General features: G+C 73.5%; 17 protein-coding genes. 12 read left to right on the top strand and 5 right to left on the bottom strand.

Annotated features, from left to right (window positions below):
- Window positions 1-70: 70 nt before the first annotated feature.
- A complete protein-coding gene (locus ACQEVJ_RS32885; protein WP_433107852.1) occupies window positions 71-3,421 on the bottom strand; it encodes a BTAD domain-containing putative transcriptional regulator in 3,351 nt (1,116 codons plus the stop codon).
- A gap of 168 nt (window positions 3,422-3,589) precedes the next feature.
- Between ACQEVJ_RS32885 and ACQEVJ_RS32890 the strand changes: the two genes are divergently transcribed.
- A complete protein-coding gene (locus ACQEVJ_RS32890) occupies window positions 3,590-4,954 on the top strand; it encodes an FAD-binding oxidoreductase (protein WP_433107854.1) in 1,365 nt (454 codons plus the stop codon).
- A 7-nt stretch (window positions 4,955-4,961) separates the two neighbouring features.
- Here ACQEVJ_RS32890 and ACQEVJ_RS32895 read toward each other — a convergent pair whose 3' ends face one another.
- Complete coding sequence (locus ACQEVJ_RS32895; RefSeq protein ID WP_433107856.1) at window positions 4,962-8,267, bottom strand: BTAD domain-containing putative transcriptional regulator; 3,306 nt, start codon at window positions 8,265-8,267, stop codon at window positions 4,962-4,964.
- 152 nt (window positions 8,268-8,419) lie between these two features.
- Here ACQEVJ_RS32895 and ACQEVJ_RS32900 point away from each other — a divergent pair, with 152 nt between their 5' ends.
- Window positions 8,420-9,772, top strand: coding sequence for an FAD-binding oxidoreductase (locus tag ACQEVJ_RS32900; RefSeq protein ID WP_433107858.1), 1,353 nt, complete (start codon window positions 8,420-8,422; stop codon window positions 9,770-9,772).
- Between the two features lie 6 nt (window positions 9,773-9,778).
- On the opposite strand, the gene ACQEVJ_RS32905 is transcribed toward ACQEVJ_RS32900, so the two are convergent.
- Complete coding sequence (locus ACQEVJ_RS32905) at window positions 9,779-10,459, bottom strand: DUF4097 family beta strand repeat-containing protein (protein ID WP_433107860.1); 681 nt, start codon at window positions 10,457-10,459, stop codon at window positions 9,779-9,781.
- Window positions 10,460-10,605: 146 nt separating this feature from the next.
- Between ACQEVJ_RS32905 and aceB the strand changes: the two genes are divergently transcribed.
- The 10 genes from aceB to ACQEVJ_RS32955 all read left to right on the top strand — a co-directional run bounded on the left by aceB (window position 10,606) and on the right by ACQEVJ_RS32955 (window position 21,364).
- Window positions 10,606-12,195, top strand: a complete 1,590-nt coding sequence (gene aceB / locus ACQEVJ_RS32910; RefSeq protein ID WP_433107862.1) for a malate synthase A — start codon at window positions 10,606-10,608, stop codon at window positions 12,193-12,195.
- 24 nt (window positions 12,196-12,219) lie between these two features.
- Window positions 12,220-13,671: an FAD-linked oxidase C-terminal domain-containing protein gene (locus ACQEVJ_RS32915; protein WP_433107864.1), complete on the top strand. Its 1,452-nt coding sequence runs from the start codon at window positions 12,220-12,222 to the stop codon at window positions 13,669-13,671.
- A complete protein-coding gene (locus tag ACQEVJ_RS32920) occupies window positions 13,671-14,957 on the top strand; it encodes an FAD-binding oxidoreductase (RefSeq protein ID WP_433107866.1) in 1,287 nt (428 codons plus the stop codon). The genes ACQEVJ_RS32915 and ACQEVJ_RS32920 overlap by 1 nt, the downstream gene beginning before the upstream one ends.
- Window position 14,958: 1 nt before the next feature.
- Window positions 14,959-16,209 carry a (Fe-S)-binding protein gene (locus ACQEVJ_RS32925; RefSeq protein ID WP_433107868.1) on the top strand — a complete coding sequence of 417 codons (1,251 nt, stop codon included), beginning with the start codon at window positions 14,959-14,961 and terminating at the stop codon, window positions 16,207-16,209.
- A 62-nt stretch (window positions 16,210-16,271) separates the two neighbouring features.
- A complete protein-coding gene (locus ACQEVJ_RS32930; RefSeq protein WP_433107870.1) occupies window positions 16,272-17,006 on the top strand; it encodes an IclR family transcriptional regulator in 735 nt (244 codons plus the stop codon).
- Window positions 17,007-17,035: 29 nt separating this feature from the next.
- Window positions 17,036-17,254: a DUF2277 domain-containing protein gene (locus tag ACQEVJ_RS32935; protein WP_433107872.1), complete on the top strand. Its 219-nt coding sequence runs from the start codon at window positions 17,036-17,038 to the stop codon at window positions 17,252-17,254.
- An 88-nt stretch (window positions 17,255-17,342) separates the two neighbouring features.
- Window positions 17,343-18,011, top strand: coding sequence for a hypothetical protein (locus ACQEVJ_RS32940; protein WP_433107874.1), 669 nt, complete (start codon window positions 17,343-17,345; stop codon window positions 18,009-18,011).
- Between the two features lie 100 nt (window positions 18,012-18,111).
- Window positions 18,112-18,792 carry an RNA polymerase sigma factor gene (locus tag ACQEVJ_RS32945; protein ID WP_433107876.1) on the top strand — a complete coding sequence of 227 codons (681 nt, stop codon included), beginning with the start codon at window positions 18,112-18,114 and terminating at the stop codon, window positions 18,790-18,792.
- On the top strand, window positions 18,792-19,820 hold the full coding sequence (locus ACQEVJ_RS32950; protein ID WP_433107878.1) for a CU044_5270 family protein: 1,029 nt from the start codon (window positions 18,792-18,794) through the stop codon (window positions 19,818-19,820). Before ACQEVJ_RS32945 ends, ACQEVJ_RS32950 begins: the two co-directional genes overlap by 1 nt.
- 56 nt (window positions 19,821-19,876) lie before the next feature.
- Window positions 19,877-21,364, top strand: coding sequence for a hypothetical protein (locus ACQEVJ_RS32955; protein WP_433107880.1), 1,488 nt, complete (start codon window positions 19,877-19,879; stop codon window positions 21,362-21,364).
- Between the two features lie 10 nt (window positions 21,365-21,374).
- On the opposite strand, the gene ACQEVJ_RS32960 is transcribed toward ACQEVJ_RS32955, so the two are convergent.
- Both ACQEVJ_RS32960 and ACQEVJ_RS32965 read right to left on the bottom strand, forming a co-directional pair.
- On the bottom strand, window positions 21,375-22,124 hold the full coding sequence (locus ACQEVJ_RS32960) for an HNH endonuclease family protein (RefSeq protein WP_433107882.1): 750 nt from the start codon (window positions 22,122-22,124) through the stop codon (window positions 21,375-21,377).
- Between the two features lie 212 nt (window positions 22,125-22,336).
- Window positions 22,337-23,287 carry an ABC transporter substrate-binding protein gene (locus ACQEVJ_RS32965; RefSeq protein WP_433107884.1) on the bottom strand — a complete coding sequence of 317 codons (951 nt, stop codon included), beginning with the start codon at window positions 23,285-23,287 and terminating at the stop codon, window positions 22,337-22,339.
- Window positions 23,288-23,353 lie beyond the last annotated feature (66 nt).

Here is a 23,353-nt window from a genome sequence, read left to right on the forward strand (position 1 = left end):
TGCCCAGTTCTTATGTAGGCAGTTCTTATGGGCCCGGTTCTTATGAGCCCAGTCCCTATGAGCCCAGTCCCTATGAGCGCAGCTCGGCCAGGAGTCGCGCGCTCCGTCCCGCCCAGTGGTCCAGCCCCAGGCGGAGGTGGATCTCGTGCGCCCGGCGCGCGTGGTCCAGGGCCAGCTCCCGGTCGCCCGTCGCCACCGACAACATTGCCAAAGCTTGGTGGATGGAGCCCCAGCCGGCCGTGCCGCTGCCGTGCAGGGCCAGCCGGTCCGCGTACGGCGCCAGCCTGTCGTACAGGCCGGAGGGATCGGGGACGCCGAGCTGAGCCGCCACGTACGACCAGATGACGGCGACGAACTCCCCCGACCAGTCGTCGGGGACCGTCGTGCCCCATCGGGCGATCAGGTTCCCGGCCAGCTCGCGATCGCCCACGTCGAGCGCCGCGAGCACGGCTATGGGACGCAGCGGGTCGTTGTGCGGCTGCGACGCCGCCGTGATGACCTCCTCGAGGACTTCGGCGACCCTGCCCTGTCCCCGCCGGCAGGCGTAGAGCATGGTCGGCCGCACGACGCCCAGGCCCCACATGCTGCTGTCGCCGAAGACCTCGCCGAGCTCGTCGACGAGGCGCTCGACCTCGTCCCAGCGGCCCTCCAGGGTCAGCCGCGCGGCCTGGGCGATGCGCACCATGGCCGTCAGCTCAGATCTTCTGACCTCCTGCAGCAGACGCTCGGCGCGGGCCAGATCGCGGTCCCATTCGGTCAGCTCCCCCGCCCTGAACAGGCACGCCATCCGGTGCACCCGGGCCACGATCTCAGCCGCGGCGGGAAGATTGGGCACCGCGAGCATCTCCTCGGCGGCGCGGCGGCGCTCGGTCTCCCGCTCCGGCACCCAGGACGCGATCATGTAGTTGTTGAGCACCTGGAGGAGCAGGGCGGGGTCGCCTATCCTCCGGGCGATCTCCACAGCCTCCGCCACCATCGCCTCGCCTTCCGCGCGGCGAGGCCCGTAGTTGAGCTCGATGCCGAGAGTGCCGAGCAGTGCCGCCCTGTGGGCGTCGTCCAGCGGGCCCGCCAGCAGGTTTTCGAGGAGGGCGACCGTGTGGTCGTCGACCACTCCGTACGACCGCCAGTTCCAGACGCTGAGGGTGCCGAACACCGCCACGGCATCCACCAGGGCCACCCGGTCGCCCGTGTCCTCCGCCAGCTCGATGGCCTCCTCGAGTGCCGCCCGTGCCCGCACGGCGTCCCCGATGACGCGCAGCGACCGGCCCAGCTCGATCAGCAGGCGGCACCGCCTGGCCGGGTCGCGCGTGCCGAGGGCGAGCAGCGCCTTGTCCCACAGCTCGACCGCCTCGTCGTACGCGCGCTGGGCGGTCGCCTGCCTGGCCGCTCTGGCGGCGTAGCCGACGGCCTTGTCCGCTCCCCCGACCCGCGCGGCCATGGCGAAGTGGTGGGCGAGGACGGGCAGGCGCGCCGCCCCGTCGCCGCCGGGCGGCGCCGTCGGCAGGGACTCCAGGGCCTCCGCCACGCTCAGGTGGAGCCTGGCCTTCTCCAGACGGCCGAGCCCGGCGTAGAGCGCGTCACGCACCAGGGCGTGCGAGAAACGGTAGTCGAAGCCTCCCGGCGCCTCGGCGAGGACGCCGACGGCGACGGCGGGCTCCAGCAGCGACATCACCTCCTCGGCGGGGGTCTCCGTGAGCGCCTCCAGCACGTCGAGGCTGACGTCGCGGCCCAGGACGGCGGCGCGGCGCAGCAGGTCCCTGGTGGGGTCGGGCAGCCGCGCGACCCTCCGCTCGATGACCTCCATGACGCCTTCCGGCACGCCCAGCGACGCGGCGTCGAGCCGATGCTCGCTGCCGAGCAGCCGCAGCAGCTCGCCGAGGTAGAAGGGGTTGCCGCCGGTGCGCCGGTAGAGCACCTCGGCGAGCGCCGGGTCGGTCAGGTCGTGCCGCCGCAGGAACGCGCCGACCTCCTCCGCGGTGAACGGCGCGAGGGTGAGGCGCTCGGTGCCGGGCTCGCGGGTGAGGGCGGCGAGGGTGTCGCGCAGCCGCTCGGGCTCCCTGCCCGGCTCCGGCCGCACGGTCGCCAGCACCAGCACGGGCCTGCGGTGCAGCTCGGCAGCGAGGAAGGCGAGCAGCCGCAGCGAGGCTACGTCCGCGGCGTGGAGGTCATCCAGCACCACCAGCGTCGGCGTGCCCGACCGGGCGAGCGCGGCCAGCACGCCCTCGTAAAGCTCGAAGAGCGCGGCCTCCGGGTCGGCGGCGGCGTCGCCCTCGCCCGCGAGGAGCCGCGCCGCGGCCCGGCCCCGCTCCCCCAGCTCGCGCAGCGCCTGCAGCCAGGGCCAGAACGGCGGGGCCGCCTCGGCCTCCACGCAGCGGCCCCAGACGACCGCGACGCCGCGCGCCTCGGCCTCCTCGGCGGCGAGCTGGGCCAGCCTGGTCTTGCCGATTCCCGGCTCGCCGGTCACCAGCAGCACGCCGCCGCGGCCCCGTCGTAGGGCACCGAGCCGTTCGCCGAAGCGGGCGAGCTCGCGCTCGCGCGCGACGAGGGCCGCGGACGGCGGCGGCTCGTCCGCCGGGATGGGCCGCTCCTCCGCCGGCGGAGCGTCGGCCGGCCGCGCGACGACGGGCGCTTCCAGGGGCGCGGGCGCGTCCAGGGCCGGCGACTGCTCCAGCACGGCCTGCTCCAGCCGCCGCAGCTCGGGGCCGGGCTGCAGGCCCATCTCCTCGGCGAGCAGGGCGCGCACCCGGCGCAGCGCGCCGAGCGCGTCGGTCTGCCTGCCCGACCGGTAGAGGGCGAGGACGAGCAGGCTCCACAGCCGCTCGCGGTACGGATACGCCTCGACCAGCCGCTCCAGGTCGGCCACGCACGAGGGCCCGTCGCCCATGGCGAGCCTGGCCTCGAACCGGTCCTCGACCGCCACCGCCCGCAGCTCGGCCAGGCGCGCGATGGCAGGCTGGGCGAACTCGTAGGCCGCGAACTCGGCGAGCGGCTCGCCCCGCCATGACTCGAGTGCCCGGTCGATCAGCCCGAGCACCGCGGCGTACTCGCGCCGCGCGAGCGCCCTGCGGCCGTCCTCCACCCAGGAGACGAAGCGCGCGAGGTCGACCTGGCCGGGCGCGACGGACAGCAGGTAGCCGGGCTCGCGGGTGAGCAGCACGGCCGGGGGCGTGCGCGGCCGGCGTCCCGGCTCCAGCACCTTGCGCAGGTTGGAGACGTACGACTGCAGCGTCGCGGTGGCGCTGGAGGGCGGCTCGTCCGCCCACAGCTCGTCGATCAGCCGGTCGAGGGAGACGATCCTGCCGGGCTCAAGGGCGAGGACGGCGAGCACCGCCCGCTGCTTGCGCGGGCCGAGGTCGATGACGCGGCCGTCGCCGCCGGTGACCTCGAAAGGGCCGAGCAGCCGGAAGGACAGCGTGTTCATGGCCTAACCCCTCTGATCGCTGCCGCAAGCGTAGAGCCGGGACGACCCCCACCGGAACGGTCCACTTGGGGGCGACTTGGACGGCCTTCAAGCCGCGCTCATGAACGCTCCGATCCCCGTGTTCCACCGTGGTCCCACACGAGGAACCCACGATGGGGAGGAGAAGAGATGGACCAGGTGAAGGCGCTCGGCGCCGATCTCCGCCGAGTGGTGCGCGGCCGGGTGCTGGTGCGCGGCGACGAGGGCTTCGACGAGAGCCGGCGCCCCTGGGACCTGGCCGTCGACCAGCGGGTCGCGGCGGTCGTCGAGGCGCGGGACGCGCACGACGTCGCGGCCGTGGTCGGCTACGCGGGCCTCGCCGGGCTGCGCGTCGCCACCCAGCCGAACGGGCACGCCCCCGCCGCCTTCGACGACGCGATCCTGCTGCGGACGGGTGCGTTGCGCGGCCTGACCGTACGGCCGGCGGAACGGGTGGCCCGGGTGGAGGCCGGCGTCTCGTGGGGCGAGGTGCTCACGGCGGCGGGCGAGCACGGGCTGACACCGCTGGCGGGCAGCACGGGGGCCGTCAGCGCCACCGGGTTCACCCTGGGCGGAGGCTTGAGCTGGTTCGGGCGCAAGTACGGCTTCGCCGCCGACAGCGTGCGCGCGTTCGAGGTCGTGGACGCCTCCGGCGAGCACGCGACCGTCACGGCCGGCAGCGACCCCGAGCTGTTCTGGGCGCTGCGCGGCGGCGGGGGCGACCTCGCGGTGGTGACCGCGATGGAGTTCGACCTGCACCCGGCGCCGGTGCTGTACGGCGGGCGGATCCTGTGGCCGGCCAAGCGGGCCGCGGAGGTGCTGGCCGCCTTCCGCGCCACCACGGCCGAGGCGCCCGAGGAGCTGACGGTCTGGTTCCACCTGCTGCAGTTCCCGCCGCTGCCCGAGCTGCCCGAGCCGCTGCGCGGCCTGTCGGCCGTGACGATCGACGTCGCCTACCTGGGCGACCCGGACGAGGCGCGGGCCCTGCTGCACCGGTTCGACCGGATTCCCGAGCCCGTCTTCGACACGCGCGACCGGATGCCGGTGGCGAACCTGGCGGACATCTGCGCGGAGCCGACCGACCCGACACCGGCGATGCTGCGCTCCGAGCTGCTCACCGGCCTCGGCGACGCCGACGCGGCGGCGCTGCTGGCCGCCGCCGGGCCCGGCACCATCGCGCCGCTCGCCTACGTGCAGATCCGCCACCTCGGCGGGGCGCTGGCCCGGGTGGACGAGAAGGGCGGCGCCTGCGGCCACATCGCTGAGCCCTACCTGCTGACCACGCTCGGCGTGCTCGTAGCGCCCGGCATCGAGGAGGCGATCCGGCAGCGGCAGTCGGCCGTCGCGGACGCGGTGGCGGGGGTCTCTACCGGCCGCAAGCCCTTCACCTTCCTCGGCCACGGGGAGCCCGCGTCGTCCGCCTTCCCGGCCGAGATCCTGACCCGTCTGCGCGAGGTCAAGCGCCGCCGCGACCCGCACGGCGTCTTCCTCGGCAACCACCCCGTCCTCGACTGACGGCGGCTCATCCGTCCAGTTCGGCGAGGAGCCGCGTGCTCTCCCCCGCCCAGTGGTCCAGCCCCAGGCTCAGATGGGTCTCGTGGGCCCGGCGCGCGTGGCGCAGGGCGAGGCCGCGCTCACCCGCGGCGGCCGCCAGCTCGGCCAGGACCAGGTGGGTGGAGCCCCAGCCGGCGCCGCCCATGCCGCTGACCACGAGCCGTTCCCCATACGGCGCGAGCCTGCGGTAGAGGGCGGCGGGGTCGGGCACGCCGAGCCGGGCGGCCACGTGGCCCCACACGACGACGAGGAGCTCGGCGGTCCAGTCGTCGCGGATCTCGCCGCTCCAGCGCTCCGCCAGCCGCCGGGCGAGCGCGGTGTCGCCCACGTCGAGGGCGGCCAGAGCGGCGACCGCGCGCAGCGGCACCATGTCGGGGTCGTGCGCCCGGGCCACGAGCCGGTCGGCCAGCTCGTCCACCCGGCCCTGCCCGCGGCGGCAGGTGTAGAGGGTGATCAGGCCGGGGTAGTCGAGCCCCCACATGCTGAACCCCGCGATGAGCGCGGTGAACTCCTCCGCGAGGCGTTCTGCCTCCGCCCAGTCGCCGCGCATCGTGCGGCCGGCGGCCTCGGCGATCCGCGCCATCCCGGTCGTCTCGGGACGCCTGATCTCCTCGGCCAGCCGGGCGCAGCGGGCCAGGTCGCGGTCCCACTCCGCGAGCTCGCCCGCCCGCAGCAGGTGGGCCATGCGGAAGACGCGGGCGACGGCCTCCGCCGTCGCGTCCAGGGGGAGGGTGAGCATCTCCTCGACCGCCTGGCGGCGCTCGTCCTCCCGCTCGGAGACCCAGGCGGCCACCACGTAGTTGTTGAGCGAGCGGGCCAGCAGGCGGGGGTCGCCGGTGCGGCGGGCCAGCCGCACGCCGTCGGCCGCCAGCCGTTCCCCCTCGACCCTGCGCGGCGAGTAGTACAGCTCCAAGCCCAGGGTGCCCAGCAGGGTGGCCCGCTCCACGTCGCCGAGCGGCTCCTTCAGCAGGCCCTCCAAGAGGGTGACCGACCCGTCGTCCACGATGCCGTAGTGGTGCCAGTTCCACACCGACATGCCGCCGAACACCGTCGCGGCCTCGATCAGCGTCGCACGTTCGCCGATGCCGGCGGCGAGGCCGATCGCCTCCTCAAGCGCCGACCTCGCACCGGCGACGTCGCCGACCGCGCGCAGCGCCTCGCCGCGGCGCACCAGCAGCGCGCAGCGCCGGGCGGGGTCCGCGGGGCCCAGAGCGGCGAGGGCCCTGCCCCACCAGTCCACCGCCTCGTCGTACGCGCAGCCGGCGGCGGCCTGCCTGGCGGCCCGGACGGCGTACTCCACGGCCTTGGCGGCGCCGCCCGCCCGGGCGGCCGCCACGAAGTGGTGGGCGAGCACGGACGCCTCGACCCCCGGAAGGACCTCCAGCGCCTCCCCCGTGCGCAGGTGCAGCCGCGCCGCGCGCACCCGGCCGAGACCGGCGTAGAGGGCGTCGCGGACGAGGGCGTGGGAGAACCGGTAGTCGAAGCCGGGCGCCTCGACGAGCAGCCCCGTCGCCACGGCCGGTTCGAGCCGCAGCATCACCTCCTCCGCGCCCACGCCGCAGGCGGCCTCCAGCGCGTCGAGGCTCACCTCGCGGCCGAGTACGGCGGCCGCCTCCAGCAGCGCACGGGTCTCCTCCGGCAGCCGTGCCACGCGGCGGCCGATGACCTCACGCACCCCCTCGGGCACGCCGACGGAGGCGGCGTCGAGCCGGTGCTCGCTGCCCAGCAGCCGGATCAGCTCGCCCAGATAGAAGGGGTTGCCCCCGGTGCGCTCGTGGAGCAGCGCGGCGAGCCGCGTGTCCGGCAGGTCGCGCCCGGCCAGGTAGGCGGCCACGTCCTCCCGGGTGAACGGCGGCAGCGTGAGGCGCTCCGCGCCGCGTTCGCGGGCGAGTGCGGCCAGCGTGTCGCGCAGCTGCTCGGGGTCGCCGCCCGGCTCCGGGCGAATCGTCGCCAGCACCAGCACGGGCGACCGGTGCAGCTCCCCCGCCGCGAACGCGAGCAGGCGCAGGGACGACGCGTCGGCCCAGTGCAGGTCGTCGAGGACGACGAGCGCCGGTCCCGCCGCCGGCAGGGCGACGGCCACCCGCTCGTGCAGCTCGAACAGCGCGGTGCCGGGGTCGCCGCCGGGTGTCTGTCCCGGCGTGTCCCCGGACAGGGCGGCCAGCGCGTCCGCCGCCTCCGGGCCGAGGTCGCGCAGCACCCGCAGCCACGGCCAGAAGGCGGGGGCGCCGGTGTCCTCGGCGCAGCGGCCCCAGGCGACCGCCATCCCCAGGGCGGCCGCCTCGTCGGCCGCCGCCTCCGCGAGGCGGGTCTTGCCGATGCCCGCCTCCCCGGCGACCAGCAGCACGCCGCCCCGGCCGCGCCGGGCCTCGGCCAGGCGGGCGGCCACGCGTCCGAGCTGCTCGCGCCGGGCGACGAGCCCGTCGTGGACGACCGGTCCCGGCGCGGTCCCGGGCGGGGCGGCCGACACCGGCGCGGCGGCGGGGGCGAGCAGGACGGGCCCGGGGCCGCCGAGGTCCGGCGACTGGCCGAAGACGGCCTGCTCGAGCCACCGCAGCTCGGGGCCGGGCTCCAGGCCCAGTTCCCCGGCGAGCAGCGCCCTGACCCTGCGCAGCGCGGCGAGGGCGTCGGCCTGCCGTCCGGACCGGTAGAGGGCGAGCACGAGCAGGCTCCACAGCCGCTCCCGGTAGGGGTGGTCCTCCACCAGGCGTTCGAGGTCGGGCACGCACGATCCCGCGTCGCCGAGCGCCAGCCGGGCCTCGAACCAGTTCTCCGTGGCCGTGGCGCGCAGCTCGGTCAGCCGCGCGACGACCGGCTGGGCGAACTCGTACGCGGTGAACTCGGCCAGCGGCTCGCCCCGCCACGTCTCCAGCGCGCCGCGCAGCGACTCGGCCGCGGCGGTGTGCTCGCCCCGGGCGAGCGCCCGCCCGCCGTCCTCGGCCAGCGCGGTGAAGCGGACCAGGTCCACCTGTCCGGGCGCCACCGCCAGCAGGTAGCCGGGCTCGCGGGTGACCAGCAGCTTCGGCGGCGTGCGCGGCGGCCGGCCGGGTTCGAGCGCCCGGCGGAGCTGGAAGACGTACGCCTGCAGGGTCCCGGTCGCGCTCGACGGCGCCTCGCCCGACCACAGCTCGTCGATGAGACGGTCGAGGGAGACCACGCGGCCCGGCTCCAGCGCGAGCATGGCCAGCACGGCCCGCTGCTTGGGCGTGCCGAGGCCGACCGCCCGGCCGTCGGCGTCGGTGACCTCGAACGGGCCGAACAGGCGAAAGTCCATCGTTCCCCATCGCGAGACATTTACCGGAAATCGGATTCCTACCGTAGGACCAGACCGTTCCGAGCCGATTCCTAATCATCGCCAACCGGGATGTAGCAGGGTTGATCACGAGCGGGGCCGACCGGCGCCGCCGGACACAGCAGGAGGAGAGCGTGACAACCCTGGGAACCGACCTTCGCCGTACGGTACGCGGGCAGGTCCTCGTCCCCGGCGACGACGGCTTCGAGGCCGCGCGGCTGCCGTGGAACCGGGCGGTCGACCAGCGCGTGGCCGCGGTCGTGGAGGTCGAGGACGCGGCCGACGCCGCCGCCGCGATCCGTTGCGCGAGGCTGGCCGGTCTCGCCGTCGCGGCGCAGCCGAGCGGGCACGGCGCCACGACCCGCCTCGACGGGACGATCCTGCTGCGCACCGGACGGCTGCGCGGCGTGGAGGTCGTGCCGGAGCAGCGGACCGCCCGCGTCGAGGCCGGCGTGCAGTGGGGCGAGTTGCTGACCGCGACCGGCAAGCACGGGCTGACCGGACTGCCCGGCAGCTCCCCCGTCGTCAGCGTCACCGGCTACACCCTCGGCGGCGGGCTGGGGTGGTTCGCGCGCAGGCACGGCTGGGCGGCCGGCGCCGTACGCGCCTTCGAGGTGGTCGGCGCCGACGGCACGCAGGCCCGCGTCACGGCCGGCTCCGACCCCGACCTGTTCTGGGCGCTGCGCGGCGGCGGAGGAGACTTCGCGCTGGTGACGGCGATGGAGCTGGACCTGCACCCGGCGCCGCTGCTGTACGGCGGACGCATGCTGTGGCCCGCCGAGCGGGCGCCCGAGGTGCTCGCCGCCTACCGGGAGGTGACCGCGGCGGCGCCCGAGGAACTGACCGTCTGGTTCACGATGGTGAAGTTCCCGCCGGTGCCCCAGGTGCCCGAGCCGCTGCGCGGGCTCGCCGCGGTCGCGGTGGACTCGACGTTCCTGGGCGGCGAGGAGGAGGGGCGCGACCTGCTCCGGCGGTTCGAGGGCATCCCCGGCGTGCTGCGCGACAGCCGCGCGGCGCTGCCCCTGGACGCGCTGGGCGGCATCTGCGCCGAGCCGACGCAGCCGGTGCCCGGCGCGGGCCGCGCCGAACTGCTGACCGGGCTCGGCGACGACGTGGCGGACGACCTGCTCGCGGCCGTGGGCGACGTCGCCCCCTTGGCCACGGTGCAGGTGCGCCACCTCGGCGGCGCGCTGAGCCGGCCCGCCGACGGCGGCGGGGCGTGCGGGCACATCGCCGAGCCGTACCTGCTGGGCATGATCGGGCCGGTCATGTCGCCGGAGGGCCGGCAGGCGGTCAACGCGCGGCTCGCGGAGATCGCGCGGGCGATGGCGCCGCACACGACCGGCCGCAAGCCGTTCACCTACCTGGGCGGCGACGAGAAGGCCGCCTCCGCGTTCGACGCGGACACGCTGGCCCGGCTGCGCGAGATCAAGCGCCGCCGCGACCCGGACGGCGTCTTCCGCGCCAACCAGCCGGTGCTCGCCTGACGGCGATCACAGCTTGTGCACCTCGGCGTCGCCCGATCCGGTCCTGATCGTGATCGTGTGCGGCGCCGAGGCGTCGTCCGCCACCTCGATCCTGCGGTCGCCGCTCCCCGTCGACGCGTTGACGTTGTAGGCGCCGTTCGGCACCCAGAGCCGGCCGTCGCCCGACCCGGTCACCGCCTGCACCTGGTCGGGGACGGCGGTGAACCGGAGCGTGATGTCCCCCGACCCCGTGCGGGTGCTGACCTGGGTGGCGGCGAGCCCCCGCGCGTCGACGTCGCCCGATCCGGTGGAGGCGTTGACCTGGCCGGTCAGGTCGCGCAGCGTGATGTCCCCCGAGCCGGTGTCGATCTTCATGGTGAGACCGCGCGGCACCTCCACCTTGTAGTCCACCGAGCAGCTGTCGCACTTGTACGCCAGTGTGAGCGTGTCCCCGTCGACGGAATGGCCGTTCGCGGGTTTGTCACCGCGCCAGTGCAGGGTCTCGGTGACGTGGACCCCGGACCTGTCGCTCTCGTTCACCACGATGTCGCCCGACCCGGCATGGGTGTCGAGGACGGCCACCTTGTCCGTCACGTCGTAGGACTCCACGGCCTGCTGCCCGTCGAAGTCGAGCCGCACGTCACACGCCGCGACGACGAGGCTCATTCCCAGGACGGCCCCCGCGACGGCCATCGTCTTGTATCTCATGCCCACGATCTTCGGCCATGCGTGCGACGTCTCCCATCAGGGAATCCCCGGACAGCCCCCTGAGGAACCCCCTGCGTTGACCCCCGGCCGTCCCCTGAAGTAGCGTCGATTCCACCATTCAGAACTACTTTTCCGGAAGGTGGAAAATGACGGAAGGCGTCGAGATCAAGGGCCCCCTGCTGGACCGGTTCGACGAGATCCTCACTCCCGAGGCCCTCGGCTTCGTGGCCACCTTGCAGCGCGAGTTCGACCCCAGGCGCAGGGAACTGCTCGCCGCGCGTCAGGCGCGGCAGGAGGAGCTGTCCGCGGGCGGCATGCTCGATTTCCTTCCCGAGACCGCCCACGTCCGCGAGTCGGAGTGGCGGGTCGCCCCGCCCGCTCCGGGGCTGGAGGACCGCCGGGTCGAGATCACCGGCCCGGTCGACCGCAAGATGACGATCAACGCGCTCAACTCCGGCGCCAAGGTCTGGCTGGCCGACTTCGAGGACGCCAACTCCCCGACCTGGGAGAACACGATCAACGGGCAGCTCAACCTGCGCGACGCCCTCGACCGTACGATCGACTTCGAGTCCGGCGGCAAGACGTACGCCCTGCGGCCGGACGAGGAACTGGCCACGGTCGTGGTCCGCCCGCGCGGCTGGCACCTGCCCGAAAAGCACATCCTGGTGGACGGCGAGCGGATGTCGGCATCGCTGCTCGACTTCGGCCTCTACTTCTTCCACTGCGCGCAGCGGCAGATCGGCAAGGGCCGCGGGCCCTACTTCTACCTGCCGAAGATGGAGTCACACCTGGAGGCGCGGCTCTGGAACGACGTGTTCGTCCGGGCCCAGGAGCTGCTCGGCATCCCCCGGGGGACGATCCGGGCGACCGTGCTCATCGAGACCTACCCGGCGGCGTTCGAGATGGAGGAGATCCTCTACGAGCTGCGCGAGCACTCCGCCGGCCTCAACGCCGGCCGCTGGGACTACCTGTTCAGCGTCATCAAGAAGTTCCGCACCCGGGGGCGGGAGTTCCTGCTGCCCGAGCGCAACGCGGTGACGATGACCGCGCCGTTCATGCGGGCCTACACCGAACTGCTGGTACGCACCTGTCACAAGCACGGCGCGCACGCGATCGGCGGCATGGCGGCCTTCATCCCCTCCCGTCGTGACCCGGAGGTCAACAAGGTCGCGCTGGAGAAGGTGCGGGCCGACAAGACCCGCGAGTCGGGCGACGGCTTCGACGGCTCCTGGGTCGCCCACCCCGACCTCGTGCCGATCTGCCGCGAGGTCTTCGACGGCGTGCTCGGCGACCGGCCCAACCAGCTCGACCGGCTGCGTGAGGACGTCCACGTCACGGCCGAGGACCTGCTGTCGGTGTCCAAGACCCCCGGCGAGATCACCGAGGCGGGGCTGCGCGGCAACGTGGACGTCGGCCTGCGCTACCTGGCGGCCTGGATGGGCGGCAACGGCGCCGCGGCGATCCACAACCTGATGGAGGACGCGGCGACCGCCGAGATCTCCCGCTCGCAGGTCTGGCAGTGGATCCACAACGACATCACGCTGGCCGACACCGGCGCGGTGGTGACACGGGAGCTCGTGGAGCGGATCATCGAGGAGGAGCTGGCCGGAATCGCCGCCGAGCCGGGCTACGACGAGAAGCTCTACGCGCAGGCCACGGCGCTGTTCAAGGAGGTCGCCCTTGACGACGACTTCGCGGAGTTCCTTACGCTTCCGGCGTACGAGCGGATGCCGTGACGATGTGAGGGGAAGCGGGAGCCGATGTCCGAGCTCGAACGGCTGACGGCACGGCTGGCGGCCGTGCTCCCGCCCGACGCCGTCATCACCGATCCCGTACGGCTGCGCACCTACGAGTGCGACGGGCTGACCCACCACCGGGCGACCCCCGGGGTGGTCGTGCTGCCGGAGGCGGCCGAGCAGGTCGCCGCGGTCGTACGGCTGTGCGGTGAGCACGGCGTGCCGTTCGTCGCGCGGGGGTCGGGCACCGGCCTGTCGGGCGGCGCCCTCCCCCGCACGGACGGCGTGCTGATCGTCACCTCCCGCATGCGGCGGATCCTGAAGATCGACATCCCGAATCGCCAGGCCGTGGTGGAGCCCGGGGTGACGAACCTGGCGATCACCGAGGCGGTCCGCGACCGGGGGTACTACTACGCCCCCGACCCCTCCAGCCAGCAGGTCTGCTCCATCGGCGGCAACGTGGCGGAGAACTCGGGCGGCGCGCACTGCCTCAAGTACGGCTTCACGGTCAACCACGTGCTCGCCGCCGAGATCGTCACGCCCGACGGGGAGATCGTGGAGCTGTCGGCCCGGGACCCCGGCTACGACCTGCTCGGCGCGTTCATCGGCTCCGAGGGCACGCTCGGCATCGCCACCAAGATCACCGTACGGCTGTCGCGGGCGCCCGAGGCGGTCACGACCCTGCTCGCCGCCTTCACCGGCATCGAGGCCGGCGGGCACGCGGTGTCGGCGATCATCGCGGCGGGCGTCGTCCCCGCCGCGATCGAGATGATGGACGCGCTGGCGATCGAGGCGGCCGAGGCCGCCGTCAACTGCCGCTACCCCGCCGGGGCGGGAGCCGTGCTCGTGGTGGAGCTGGACGGCCCGCGCGCCGAGGTGGAGCACCAGTTCGCGGCCGTGGAGCGGATCTGCCGCGACAGCGGCGCCTTCGAGATCCGGGTGGCCGCCTCCGCGGAGGAGCGGGCGGCCATCTGGAAGGGCCGCAAGTCGGCGTTCGCCGCCGTGGGCCGGATCAGCCCGGCGTACATCGTGCAGGACGGCGTGGTGCCGCGGACCGCGCTTCCTGGCGTGCTCGCGGGCATCGACCGGCTGCAGGAGGAGTACGGCATCCGCGTGGCCAACGTCTTCCACGCGGGCGACGGCAACCTCCATCCCCTCGTGCTGTTCGACGACTCCGTGCCCGGCGAGGCCGAGCGCGCCGAGGCCGTCAGCGGGCGCATCCTCGACCTGTGCGTCGAGCACGGCGGGTCGATCACCGGGGAGCACGGCGTCGGCGTGGACAAGGCCCGCTACATGCCCCGGATGTTCACCGAGGACGACCTCGACACCATGCAACTCGTGCGGTGCGCGTTCGATCCCCGGGGGCTGGCCAACCCGGGCAAGGTCTTCCCCACCCCGCGCCTGTGCGGCGAGGCGCCGGGAGTGCGCAGGGGCGCTCACCCTCTGGTCGAGGCCGGACTGGCGGAGCAGTTCTGATGGGCGTGCGGGACGTTCGGGACGCGCTGGAGGCGACCGGTGTGGCCGTGCGCGCGGCCGGCGACGGGGACGAGGTCGCGGGCGTGCGTCCGCGCTGGGTGGCGCTGCCCGAGTCGGCCGAGGAGATCGCGGCCGTGATGCGGGTCTGCGCCGCGCACGACCTGGCCGTCGTCGCGACGGGCGGCGGGACCAAGCTGCGCTGGGGAGCCTCGCCCGCCCGCTGTGACGTGCTCGTGGACCTGTGCTGCATGAACCGGATGCCGGAACACGCGGCGGGTGACCTGGTCGTCCGGGCGCAGGCCGGGGTGACCGTCGAGGCGCTGGCGCGGACCCTCGCCGAGGGAGGTCAGGAGCTCGCACTCGACGTGCCCGTGCCGGGGACCACGGTCGGCGGGCTGCTGGCCACCGGCGTCGCCGGGCCGCGCAGGTTCCGCCACGGCACGGCCCGCGACCTGCTCATCGGCGTCACGGTCGTGCTCGCCGACGGCACGATCGCCAAGTCGGGCGGGAAGGTCGTCAAGAACGTCGCCGGATACGACCTCGGCAAGCTGTTCACCGGCTCGTACGGCACGCTCGGGATCATCGCGGACGCGACGTTCCGCCTTCATCCCCTGCCCGCCGCCCGCGCCTGGGTGACGGCGACCGTCGAACGGCCGGTGACCGAGACGGAGCGGGTCATGTCGGCGACCGGCGTCCTGCTGACGGCGGTCCCCGCGGTGACCGAGTCGCCGCTGGAGCCGAGCGCCGTGGAGATCGACTGGCCCGACGTGGACGGCCCCTGCACGCTGGCGGTCCTGGTCGAGGGCGCCGCCGCGGCCGAGCGCGCCAAGGCGCTGTGTGTGCTGATGAACGACGTGATGGACGGCTCGGCGGAAGTGACCGAGGAGCCGCCGACGTGGTGGAACCGGCTTCCCTCGTCGGACGACGACGCGCTGCTTGAGCTCAGGATCGGGGTCGCCTCGCTTCCCCACATGCTCCCCGCCCTGAGGGAGGCCGCCCACGCGTCGGGGGCGCGGCCGGCGATCCGCGGCTCGCTCGCCGCCGGGACGCTGCACATCGGTCTGCGGGGTCTGCCCGGTGAGATCGCCGGGTTCGTGGGCCTGGTGCGTGACGACGCCGAGGGGATGTTCGACGGCCGGGTGGTCGTGCTCGCCGCGCCCCCGGAGACCGCGCGCCGCCTCGACCGGTGGGGGCGCGTCGGCGCGCTGCCGCTGATGCGGCGGGTCAAGGAGCGGTTCGATCCCGATCGCCGGTTGTCCCCCGGCCGCTTCGTCGGAGGCATCTGAAATGGACCCCGAGCTGATCAAGGACTGCGTCCACTGCGGGTTCTGCCTGCCCACCTGCCCGACGTACGTGCTGTGGGGCGAGGAGATGGACTCCCCGCGCGGGCGCATCCACCTGATGGGGCAGCACGTCGAGGGCACGCCGCTCACCGACGCGATGGCCGGTCACTTCGACGCCTGCCTGGGCTGCATGGCGTGTGTCACCGCGTGCCCGTCCGGGGTGCGGTACGACCGCTTGATCGAGCAGACACGCGCGGTCGTGGAGCGCGAGCACGTGCGCCGCCCGGACGAGCGCGCGATCCGGGCGCTGGTGTTCGCGCTGTTCCCCTACCGGCGCAGGCTGCGGGCGATGCGGCTGCCGATGCGGCTGAGCAGGCGCCTCCAGCCGTTCCTGGAACGGGTGAACCCCTCACTCGGCGCGATGGCCGAACTGGCACCCGGCGTCCCCCGGCCCGTACGGCTGCCGCCACTGGTGCGGGCGAGGCGACGGCGCAGGGCGCGGGTCGGGCTGCTGACCGGCTGCGTGCAGGGCGAGTTCTTCCCGCAGGTCAACGCGGCGACGGCCCGGGTGCTCGCGCTGGAGGGCTGCGACGTGGTGATCCCGCCCCGGCAGGGCTGCTGCGGGGCGCTGTCGCTGCACTCGGGCCGCGAGGCCGAGGCGCGGAGGTTCGCCCGCCGCACGATCGCCACCTTCGAGCGGGCCGGCGTGGACGCCGTCGTGGTGAACGCGGCGGGCTGCGGGTCGAGCATGAAGGACTACGCCGAGGTGCTCGCGGACGAGCCCGCCTGGGCGGCCCGCGCCGGGGCGCTGCGGACCCGTGACCTGGCGGAGTTCCTGACCGAGCTGGGACCGGCCGCCGAGCGCCACCCGCTGCCGGTCACGGTCGCCTACCACGACGCCTGCCACCTTGCCCACGCCCAGGGCGTGCGCGCCCAGCCGCGTGAGCTGCTGCGCGCGATCCCGGGGCTGGAGCTGCGGGAGGTCGAGGAGTCCGCGATCTGCTGCGGGTCGGCGGGCACCTACAACCTCTTCCAGCCGGAGGCGGCCCGGCAACTGGGCGACCGCAAGGCCGAACGGGTGCTCGCCACCGGCGCCGGCCTGCTGGTGTCGGCCAACCCGGGATGCACGATGCAGATCGCGGCCGCCGTCCGCAGAGCGGGCAAGGGGGAGATCCGGGTCGCGCACACGGCCGAGGTGCTCGACGCCTCGCTGCGCGGCCTCGAACCCGGCATGCTGGGACGGTCCCCGCATTGAGGATGACACCGCATTGAGGATGACACCGCATTGAGGATGACACCGCCGAGGAGGAGGACGCGGTGAGCGTGCAGAGCGTCGACCGGGCGCTGGACGTGCTCGAAGCACTGTCCGAGCACGGCGGCCAGGCCGGCCTGTCGGAGATCGCCGCCACGACCGGCCTGCCGTACGGGACGATCCACCGGCTGTTACAGACGCTGCTGGCCCGTGGGTACGTCCGGCAGGAGTCCGACCGGCGCTACGCCCTCGGCGGCGCGCTCGTGCGGATCGGCGGCGTGGCCGAGCGGATGCTCGCGGTCTGGGCCGAGCCCTACCTCGCGAGGCTGGTGGAGCTGTCCGGTGAGACGGCCAACCTCGCCGTGCTGGAGGGCGACTACGTCGTCTACGTGGCCCAGGTGCCCTCGCCGCGCAGGCTGCGGATGTTCGCCGAGGTCGGCCGCCGGGTGCTGCCGCACAGCACGGCCGTCGGCAAGGCCCTGCTGGCCGGCCGGGACGACGCGGAGGCGGTGTTCCGGCGCACCGGGCTGCCCCGCCGTACGGACCGGACGATCACGGAAATCGGCGAGCTGCTTGAGGAGCTCGGCCGGGTGCGCAACCGCGGGTACGCGCTCGACCTGGGCGAGGAGGAGAGCGGCGTGCACTGCATGGCCGTGCCGGTCCACGACGGCGGGCGGACCTTCGCGGCGATGTCGGTGTCCGGACCGGCCGAGCGCATCGACGCGGTCGACCGCGAGGAGCTGGCCGCGATGCTGCGCAAGGTGGCCGAGGACTTCGGCGCCGCGGTCTTCCACTCCTGACCGCGTCCGGGATCGGCGAGTATGGGGTCATGTGCCGAAGCATCAAGACCCTGCGCCCGCCCTTCACCGACGAGGTGACCGAGGAGGACATCCGGGCGGCGGCCCTGCAGTACGTCCGCAAGATCTCCGGTTTCCGCGCGCCCGCCGCCCACAACGCCGAGGTGTTCGACCGCGCGGTCGAGGAGATAGCGCAGGCCAGCACGGCGCTGCTGGCCTCCCTCCAGGTCCGCGGCTCGGCGGCCCGGTAGCACCGAGATCCAAGCACGGAGATCCAAGCACGGAGATCCAAGCTGGGGCTCCAAGCCGACCACAAGTGCCGGGCGGGACAGTGGCCACATGGGACTGATCTCCGACTTCCTCATGGCCCGGCGGCTGCGCAAGGGCCCCACGCTGCTGCTGCCGTACGCGCCCGACACCGCGACCGTGCTGGAGACGGTGCGGCTGCACGACCCCCAGGCCGGGCCGTACGGGTGGGGGTTCAAAATCGGCGAGAACGTCGAGCTGCGCGGGCCGATCGAGCTGACCCCGGAGCTGGCGGCCAGGGCCGGTCTCCCGGCGGGCTGGGCGACCGCGTTCTTCGCGCGCAACATCGACAGCGAAGAGGGCGGCGACTTCTCGCGGCCGAGCCTGCTCGTGCGGGGCCTGGCCGAGCGGCTCGGCGGCCGGGAGCACCCGGAGTGCCAGGAGCCGCCGGAGGACCTGGCCGAGGTCACCGGCGGGCGGCTCATCCCCGTGGACGAGGTGATCGGCCTGCTCGCGGACGATCTGCCCGGCCTGGCCGTCGCGACGGTGACCGACACGGGTGCGACGCTGCTCACCAGCGCCGAGAGCCCGATCGAGGTCTTCGTCACCGAGTGGGACGCCGACGACGTGACGTACGAGCTGTCCGCGGACGGCGGTTACGGCACGGACGTTCCCGCCGCCGCCCGGCGGGCCGCCCTCGCGATCGCCGAGCGCACGGGCGGGACGGCCCGCGACCACAACGGGTTCCTCATCACCGGGTGAGCGCATCGGGTGGAACCGGCCGGGCGGGTCCGGCGGAGTAGGGGTGGAGGGCGCGACGGCGCCCCACGGAAGGATCCCCTATGAACGGACAAAACGGGTGGTGAGGACGGTCTCCGGCGACACGCGCTTCACCACCGCCGCCCCCGATCGCGGGCCCGGCGGCTCCCGCAACGGCATCAAGGCACGCGACGCCGAGCCGGACGACGCCGGGGCGGACGACGCCGAGCCGAGCGACGCGGGGCTGATCGAGGCGTCGCTGACCGTGCCCGAGCGGTTCGCCGGCGTCTTCGACCGGCACGCGGACGAGATCCACGCCTACGCCGGTCGCCGTCTCGGTCCCGAGCACGCCGACGACGTGACGGCGGAGACGTTCCTCGTGGCGTTCCGCAAGCGGCACCGCTACGACACCTCCCGGCCGGACGCCCGGCCCTGGCTGTACGGCATCGCCGGCAACCTCATCTCCGGGCACCGCCGGTCGGAGGTGCGCCGGCTGCGGGCGCTCGCCCGCGCCCCGCGCGACGCCGGCGAGCGCGGCGCCCACGAGGAGGAGCGCGGAGCGGAGCGGGCGAGCGCCGCCGCCCTGCGGCCCGCCCTCGCCGCCGCGCTGGCCAGGCTGTCGTCCGCCGAGCGCGACCTGCTCCTACTGGTCGCCTGGGCCGACCTCTCCTACGAGGAGGCGGCCGAGGCGCTGAGCATCCCCATCGGCACGGTCCGCTCGCGCCTGCACCGGGTGCGCGCGAAGCTGCGCCGCCATCTCGACCTTCCCGAGGAGAACGTGTGATGACCGACGAGATCGACCTGGTGGCGCGGGAGCGGCCCGACGTCGCGCCCTACTCCCTGGCGGCCAAGGCGGCCGTGCGGCGGCGGCTGGCCGACCCCGCGGGCCGTCCCGCCCGTCCGCGCCCGCGTCCGTACGTGCTTGTGGCGGGCGGGACGGCGCTGCTCGCCGCGGCGGGCGTCGTCGCCGTCACCACCGTGCTGACGGAGCCGGAGGCCCGGCCGGCGAAGGTGAGCCCGGGGGTCGTGACGCTGCCGAAGGTGTCGGCCATGTCGGCCGAGGAGGTGCTGGGCCGTGCGGCCCGTGCCGTGACCGACCTGTCGCCGCGCGACGACCAGTTCGTCAAGGTCGGCTCGCAGACGATGTACGAGGCCGACGTGGTCGGCGAGGACGAGAAGGAGTCGCGCTACCTCTACCGGACGAAGCGGACGATCTGGCTGTCCGCCGACGGCACGAGGGACGGCGCGCTGAAGATCGAGTATCTGGAGCCGCACGCCTACCCCGGCTGGCCGATCCCGCCGGAGGCGTACAAGGAGAAGGGCACCGAGTGGATGCGGCTCCCGGCCTGCAACAGCGTGCGGGACACCGCCTACACGAATTTGAAGAAGCTGCCCGACGACCCGGAGAAGATGCGCGCCTACCTGTACGACCGGCCGCGCGGCGACAGTCCACCCGACACGGGGGCGTGGACGGCCGTCGGCGACCTGCTGCGGGAGACGTACGTGCCGGCCCCCCAGCGCGCGGCGCTGTTCAAGGCCGCCGCCACGATCCCCGGGGTGACGGTGACCGAGAACACCGAGGACGCGGCGGGACGCACCGGCATCGGCGTCGGTCGGGTCTCCGGCGGGGTGCGCGAGGAGATCATCTTCGATCCCTCCACGTATGAGCTGCTCGGTGAACGCGGCATCGTGGTGGACGAGAAGGAGGCGAAGGCGCCCGCCGGGAGCCTGGTGGCCTCGACCGCCCAGCTGGAGGTCACGGTCGACGACACCGCGCCCCAGGTGGACGACCCCCACGCGGGCTGCGGCTGACCTGCCGGAGGCGATCTCCCCTAAGATCATCCTTCTTGTCTCGGGAAGGGCGCGGGGTGTTCCGACAGCGTGCGGGGAGGATCGCGGCCGGGGTCTACCTGGCGGTGTCGGCCGTCGGCGCCGTGGTCTCGGCCGTCACCGGGCGTCTCGACGCCCTCTGGGCGGCCGTCCTGTGGTATCCGCTCGACGACTACTCCTCGGGCGGCCTCGCCGCGGCGCCCACGGCCGCCATGACGGCGGCGGTGGGTCTCTTCACGATCCTCGCGCTCAAGGCCTGGATGCTCCGCCAGGTCTTCACCTTCCCCCCGCGCGCGCCGCGGCCCGCCGACCGGCGGACGGTCTGGCTGCGGCGCCTGCTGTACCTGGCCGTCGCCGACGCCCTGATCCCCGGGCTGCCGGCCGCGCTGCTCCCCGACGCCCTCGCCGAGGCGCTCACGCTGGCCCTGTGGTGCCCGCTGCAGGTGCTGTTCGCGCTGACCCTCACCCGCGGGCGGCTCCGGACGTTCGCGCTCGTCTCCGCCTGGCCGGGGTCCGCGGGCCTGGCGGTGATCGCGATGGACGAGGTTCCCGGGGTGCGGGCGCCCCGGTTCGTCCTGCTCGCCTGCCTGGCCATGGCGGCGGCCTGGCAGATCGCCGTCCTCTTCGGTCAGCACCGCGACGGCCGCTGGAGCCGCGACACGGTGACGGCCGGCTGGCGCCACGTCACCGTGTCGCTGGCGACCCCCCTCGCCGCCATGGCCGTCCTCTGGGCGTTCGCCTACAACGTGCCGCTGATGGAGATACTGGAGGAGTTCGACGTCTTCCTGGCGGTGTGGCTGGCCCGCTCCGCCCGCGAACTCACCGGCCCGCGCGGCACACCCCCGGAGCCTGCGCCGCTCCGCCCGCCCGGGCCGATCCTGCTGGCGGCCGTCCTGCTGCCGTTCCTCGTGCTGGTCGGGCCGGAGGAGACCGCGCGCCCCGCCTACAGCGACTCGTGGTACGACCCCGGGCCACCCGAGGCGTCGCGGTCCGAGGACGGGGCACGCGCGGACCACGAGAGCTACGTCGCGGAGGCCAACGCCCGCTGCCGGGACCCCTGGCCGCGGGTGCGGGCCAGGCGGCAGGGCACGGCCGCGTACTTCCTGTTCGAGGGCGGGGGATACGGCGTCTACGACCCGGACGACACCACCGAGGGCGGGGACCCCTACGCGGACGCGGACGACGGGTTTCTCGGCGCGGCGGGCGGTTCCGCGGTCGTGATGACCCACGGCGAGAACGAGCCGATGTGCCTGACCGTGAAGGCGTTCGGCTCCGCTCCCCCACTGCGGTTGAAGGGCTGGGAGCAGGTGGCCGAGGTCGGCGTGGTCAGCCGCAGCGGCCGCCTGGAGGTGCCCTCGTACGCCGACGGCGGCGACGAGGGCGCGGGGGCCCGGCTGCCGAACCTGGCGGTGAAGGGCCCCGGACGCTACCGGCTGCGCGTCTACGCCCGGGGGCCGGAAGGGGCCGAGGAGCACCTGGTCGTCGTGTTCCCCGGCCGGTCGGGCGGCAAGATCGTCTACCGGTGAGCCCGGTCTCCTACTTGCACTGCTCCAGCATGGCCGCCTTGTCGGCGGAGGTCACCGGCAGGTCGTACTTGAGGGCGACCTGGGCGAACCGCACGGCGTAGGAGCAGCGGATGTCGCGGCGGGGCGGCAGCCAGGTGGCCGGCCCCGAGTCGCTCTTGGAGCCGTTGGTGGAGCCGTCCACGGGGATCAGGTTGAGCGGGTCGTTGGCGATCTGCTTGCGCTTGCTCTCGCTCCACCGCGACGCGCCCATCTGCCAGTCGTACGACAGGGGCATGACGTGGTCGATCTGGACCTCCGCCGCATGCGTCTTGCTCCAGTCGATGGTCTTGCCGGTGTACGGGTCATACAGGGTCATGGAGACGATGACGCAGTTCGACCCGCTGCGATACTTGATGTCCCGGCCATCCCGCTTGAGCAGGTCGTTGCGGGTGTCGCAGCCGTTGCGCCCCCACGGCACATCGTCCACGCTGTCGGCCCAGGCGTAGCCGAACTTGTCGCGGTCGTAACCGGTCTTCACCCCTCGGCCCTTCGTCGCCACCTTGTCGATCAGATCGCGGGCCTTCGCCAGGTCCTTGTCCGACGAGATCGCCTTCAGGCCGGGGCCGGTGCCATCGGGGTTGTCGAGCGGGTTGACGCCCTGCTCCGTCCCCGAGCCGCCCTTCGCGCCACCGCTCTTGCCTGTGAGGTCGCCGTCGAGTTCCGGCATCGGCCCGCAACCCGCCAGTACGGCCACCGCCACCGAGATTCCGGAGATCGACACAGCGATCAACCGAGTACCACGCCCGCCCACTGCCACCCCTAGGTAATGAAATATCCCCCTCAGATATAGCAAATTGCAAAAAAGTGGCAAAGGAGGCGCGCGGCGCCGCTTCCGGCGAGAGCACGGGGACGACGAAGGGCGTGGCACGCCGTGCGCGCCACGCCCCTCGAACGGACCCGGTGAACGAGACCCGGTGGGTCAGATCCGGTGGATCAGGCCGGGATCCAGTCCTGCCAGACGATCTTGTTGGCGTCGACCCACTTCTTCGCGGCCGCCTCGGCGCTCATCTTGTTCACCGCCATGTCGTAGGCCACGGAGTTCTGGTCGTCGTTGGTCCAGGTCCAGTTCTTGATGAACTCGTACGCGGCGCCGCCCGTCTGGGCGAACTTCACGCTGACGATCTTGTCGAGCAGGTACGGCGGATAGTCGCACTTGATCGTCTTGACGTTGTCGTCACATCCGATGGCGTACGGCGGAAGGTTGATCTTGACGAGCTTGAGCTGGTTGAACAGCCACTGGGGCTCGTAGAAGTACATCAGCAGCGGGGTCTCGTTCTCGGTGGCCTTGCGGGCCGCCGCGATCAGCGCGTCCTCGCTGCCGGAGTAGACCACCTTGTACGGCAGGTTCAGGTTCTTGACGAGCGCCTCGTCGTTGGTCACGAAGGACTTGTCACCGGCGAGGAACTGGCCCAGGCCGTCGCTCTTGTCGGTCTTGAACAGGTCCTTGTACTTGGACAGGTTGTGCCAGTCCGTGATGTCCGGATATTTCTGGACCATCCACTCGGGGACGTACCACCCGAGAACGCCCTTGTTGCCGTCCTCACCCGCGGTGATCGCGACCTTCTTCTGCTCGATGAACTCCTTCTTCAGCTCCGGGTGGTTCCAGTTCTCCAGGACGACGTCGACCGTGCCCTTCTCGAAACCCTTCCAGGAGTCCGCCTCGCCGCTCTCGATCTGCTCGACCTTGTAGCCGAGCTCGTGCTCCAGGAGATAGGCGACGACAGCGGCGCTGGCCTCGTAACCGATCCAGGGGTTGATCGCCAGTCGCACGGTCTTCGTGCCGCCCCCGGCGCCTGCTCCGGCGGCGTCATCCGAGCTCCCGCCGCTGCAGGCGGTCATGGCCGGCGCGAGCGTCAGCACGACAGCAAGGAGACGGATCCTCATATCTGACCTCATCCGATGTCGTATGGGCGGCGAACGCGAGTGGCGGGGCCTCGGCGACACCGGCAG

Origin of the sequence: Microbispora sp. CA-102843 (assembly GCF_050936215.1) — a bacterium.
In the GTDB taxonomy this organism is placed as follows: Bacteria; Actinomycetota; Actinomycetes; order Streptosporangiales; family Streptosporangiaceae; genus Microbispora.

Coding starts and splice junctions, on each gene's coding strand:
- ACQEVJ_RS32885 (WP_433107852.1), bottom strand. CDS start 3,421: ATGAACACGCTGTCCTTCCGGCTGCTCGGCCCTTTCGAGGTCACCGGC.
- ACQEVJ_RS32890 (WP_433107854.1), top strand. CDS start 3,590: ATGGACCAGGTGAAGGCGCTCGGCGCCGATCTCCGCCGAGTGGTGCGC.
- ACQEVJ_RS32895 (WP_433107856.1), bottom strand. CDS start 8,267: ATGGACTTTCGCCTGTTCGGCCCGTTCGAGGTCACCGACGCCGACGGC.
- ACQEVJ_RS32905 (WP_433107860.1), bottom strand. CDS start 10,459: ATGAGATACAAGACGATGGCCGTCGCGGGGGCCGTCCTGGGAATGAGC.
- aceB (WP_433107862.1), top strand. CDS start 10,606: ATGACGGAAGGCGTCGAGATCAAGGGCCCCCTGCTGGACCGGTTCGAC.
- ACQEVJ_RS32915 (WP_433107864.1), top strand. CDS start 12,220: ATGTCCGAGCTCGAACGGCTGACGGCACGGCTGGCGGCCGTGCTCCCG.
- ACQEVJ_RS32920 (WP_433107866.1), top strand. CDS start 13,671: ATGGGCGTGCGGGACGTTCGGGACGCGCTGGAGGCGACCGGTGTGGCC.
- ACQEVJ_RS32925 (WP_433107868.1), top strand. CDS start 14,959: ATGGACCCCGAGCTGATCAAGGACTGCGTCCACTGCGGGTTCTGCCTG.
- ACQEVJ_RS32935 (WP_433107872.1), top strand. CDS start 17,036: ATGTGCCGAAGCATCAAGACCCTGCGCCCGCCCTTCACCGACGAGGTG.
- ACQEVJ_RS32940 (WP_433107874.1), top strand. CDS start 17,343: ATGGGACTGATCTCCGACTTCCTCATGGCCCGGCGGCTGCGCAAGGGC.
- ACQEVJ_RS32950 (WP_433107878.1), top strand. CDS start 18,792: ATGACCGACGAGATCGACCTGGTGGCGCGGGAGCGGCCCGACGTCGCG.
- ACQEVJ_RS32965 (WP_433107884.1), bottom strand. CDS start 23,287: ATGAGGATCCGTCTCCTTGCTGTCGTGCTGACGCTCGCGCCGGCCATG.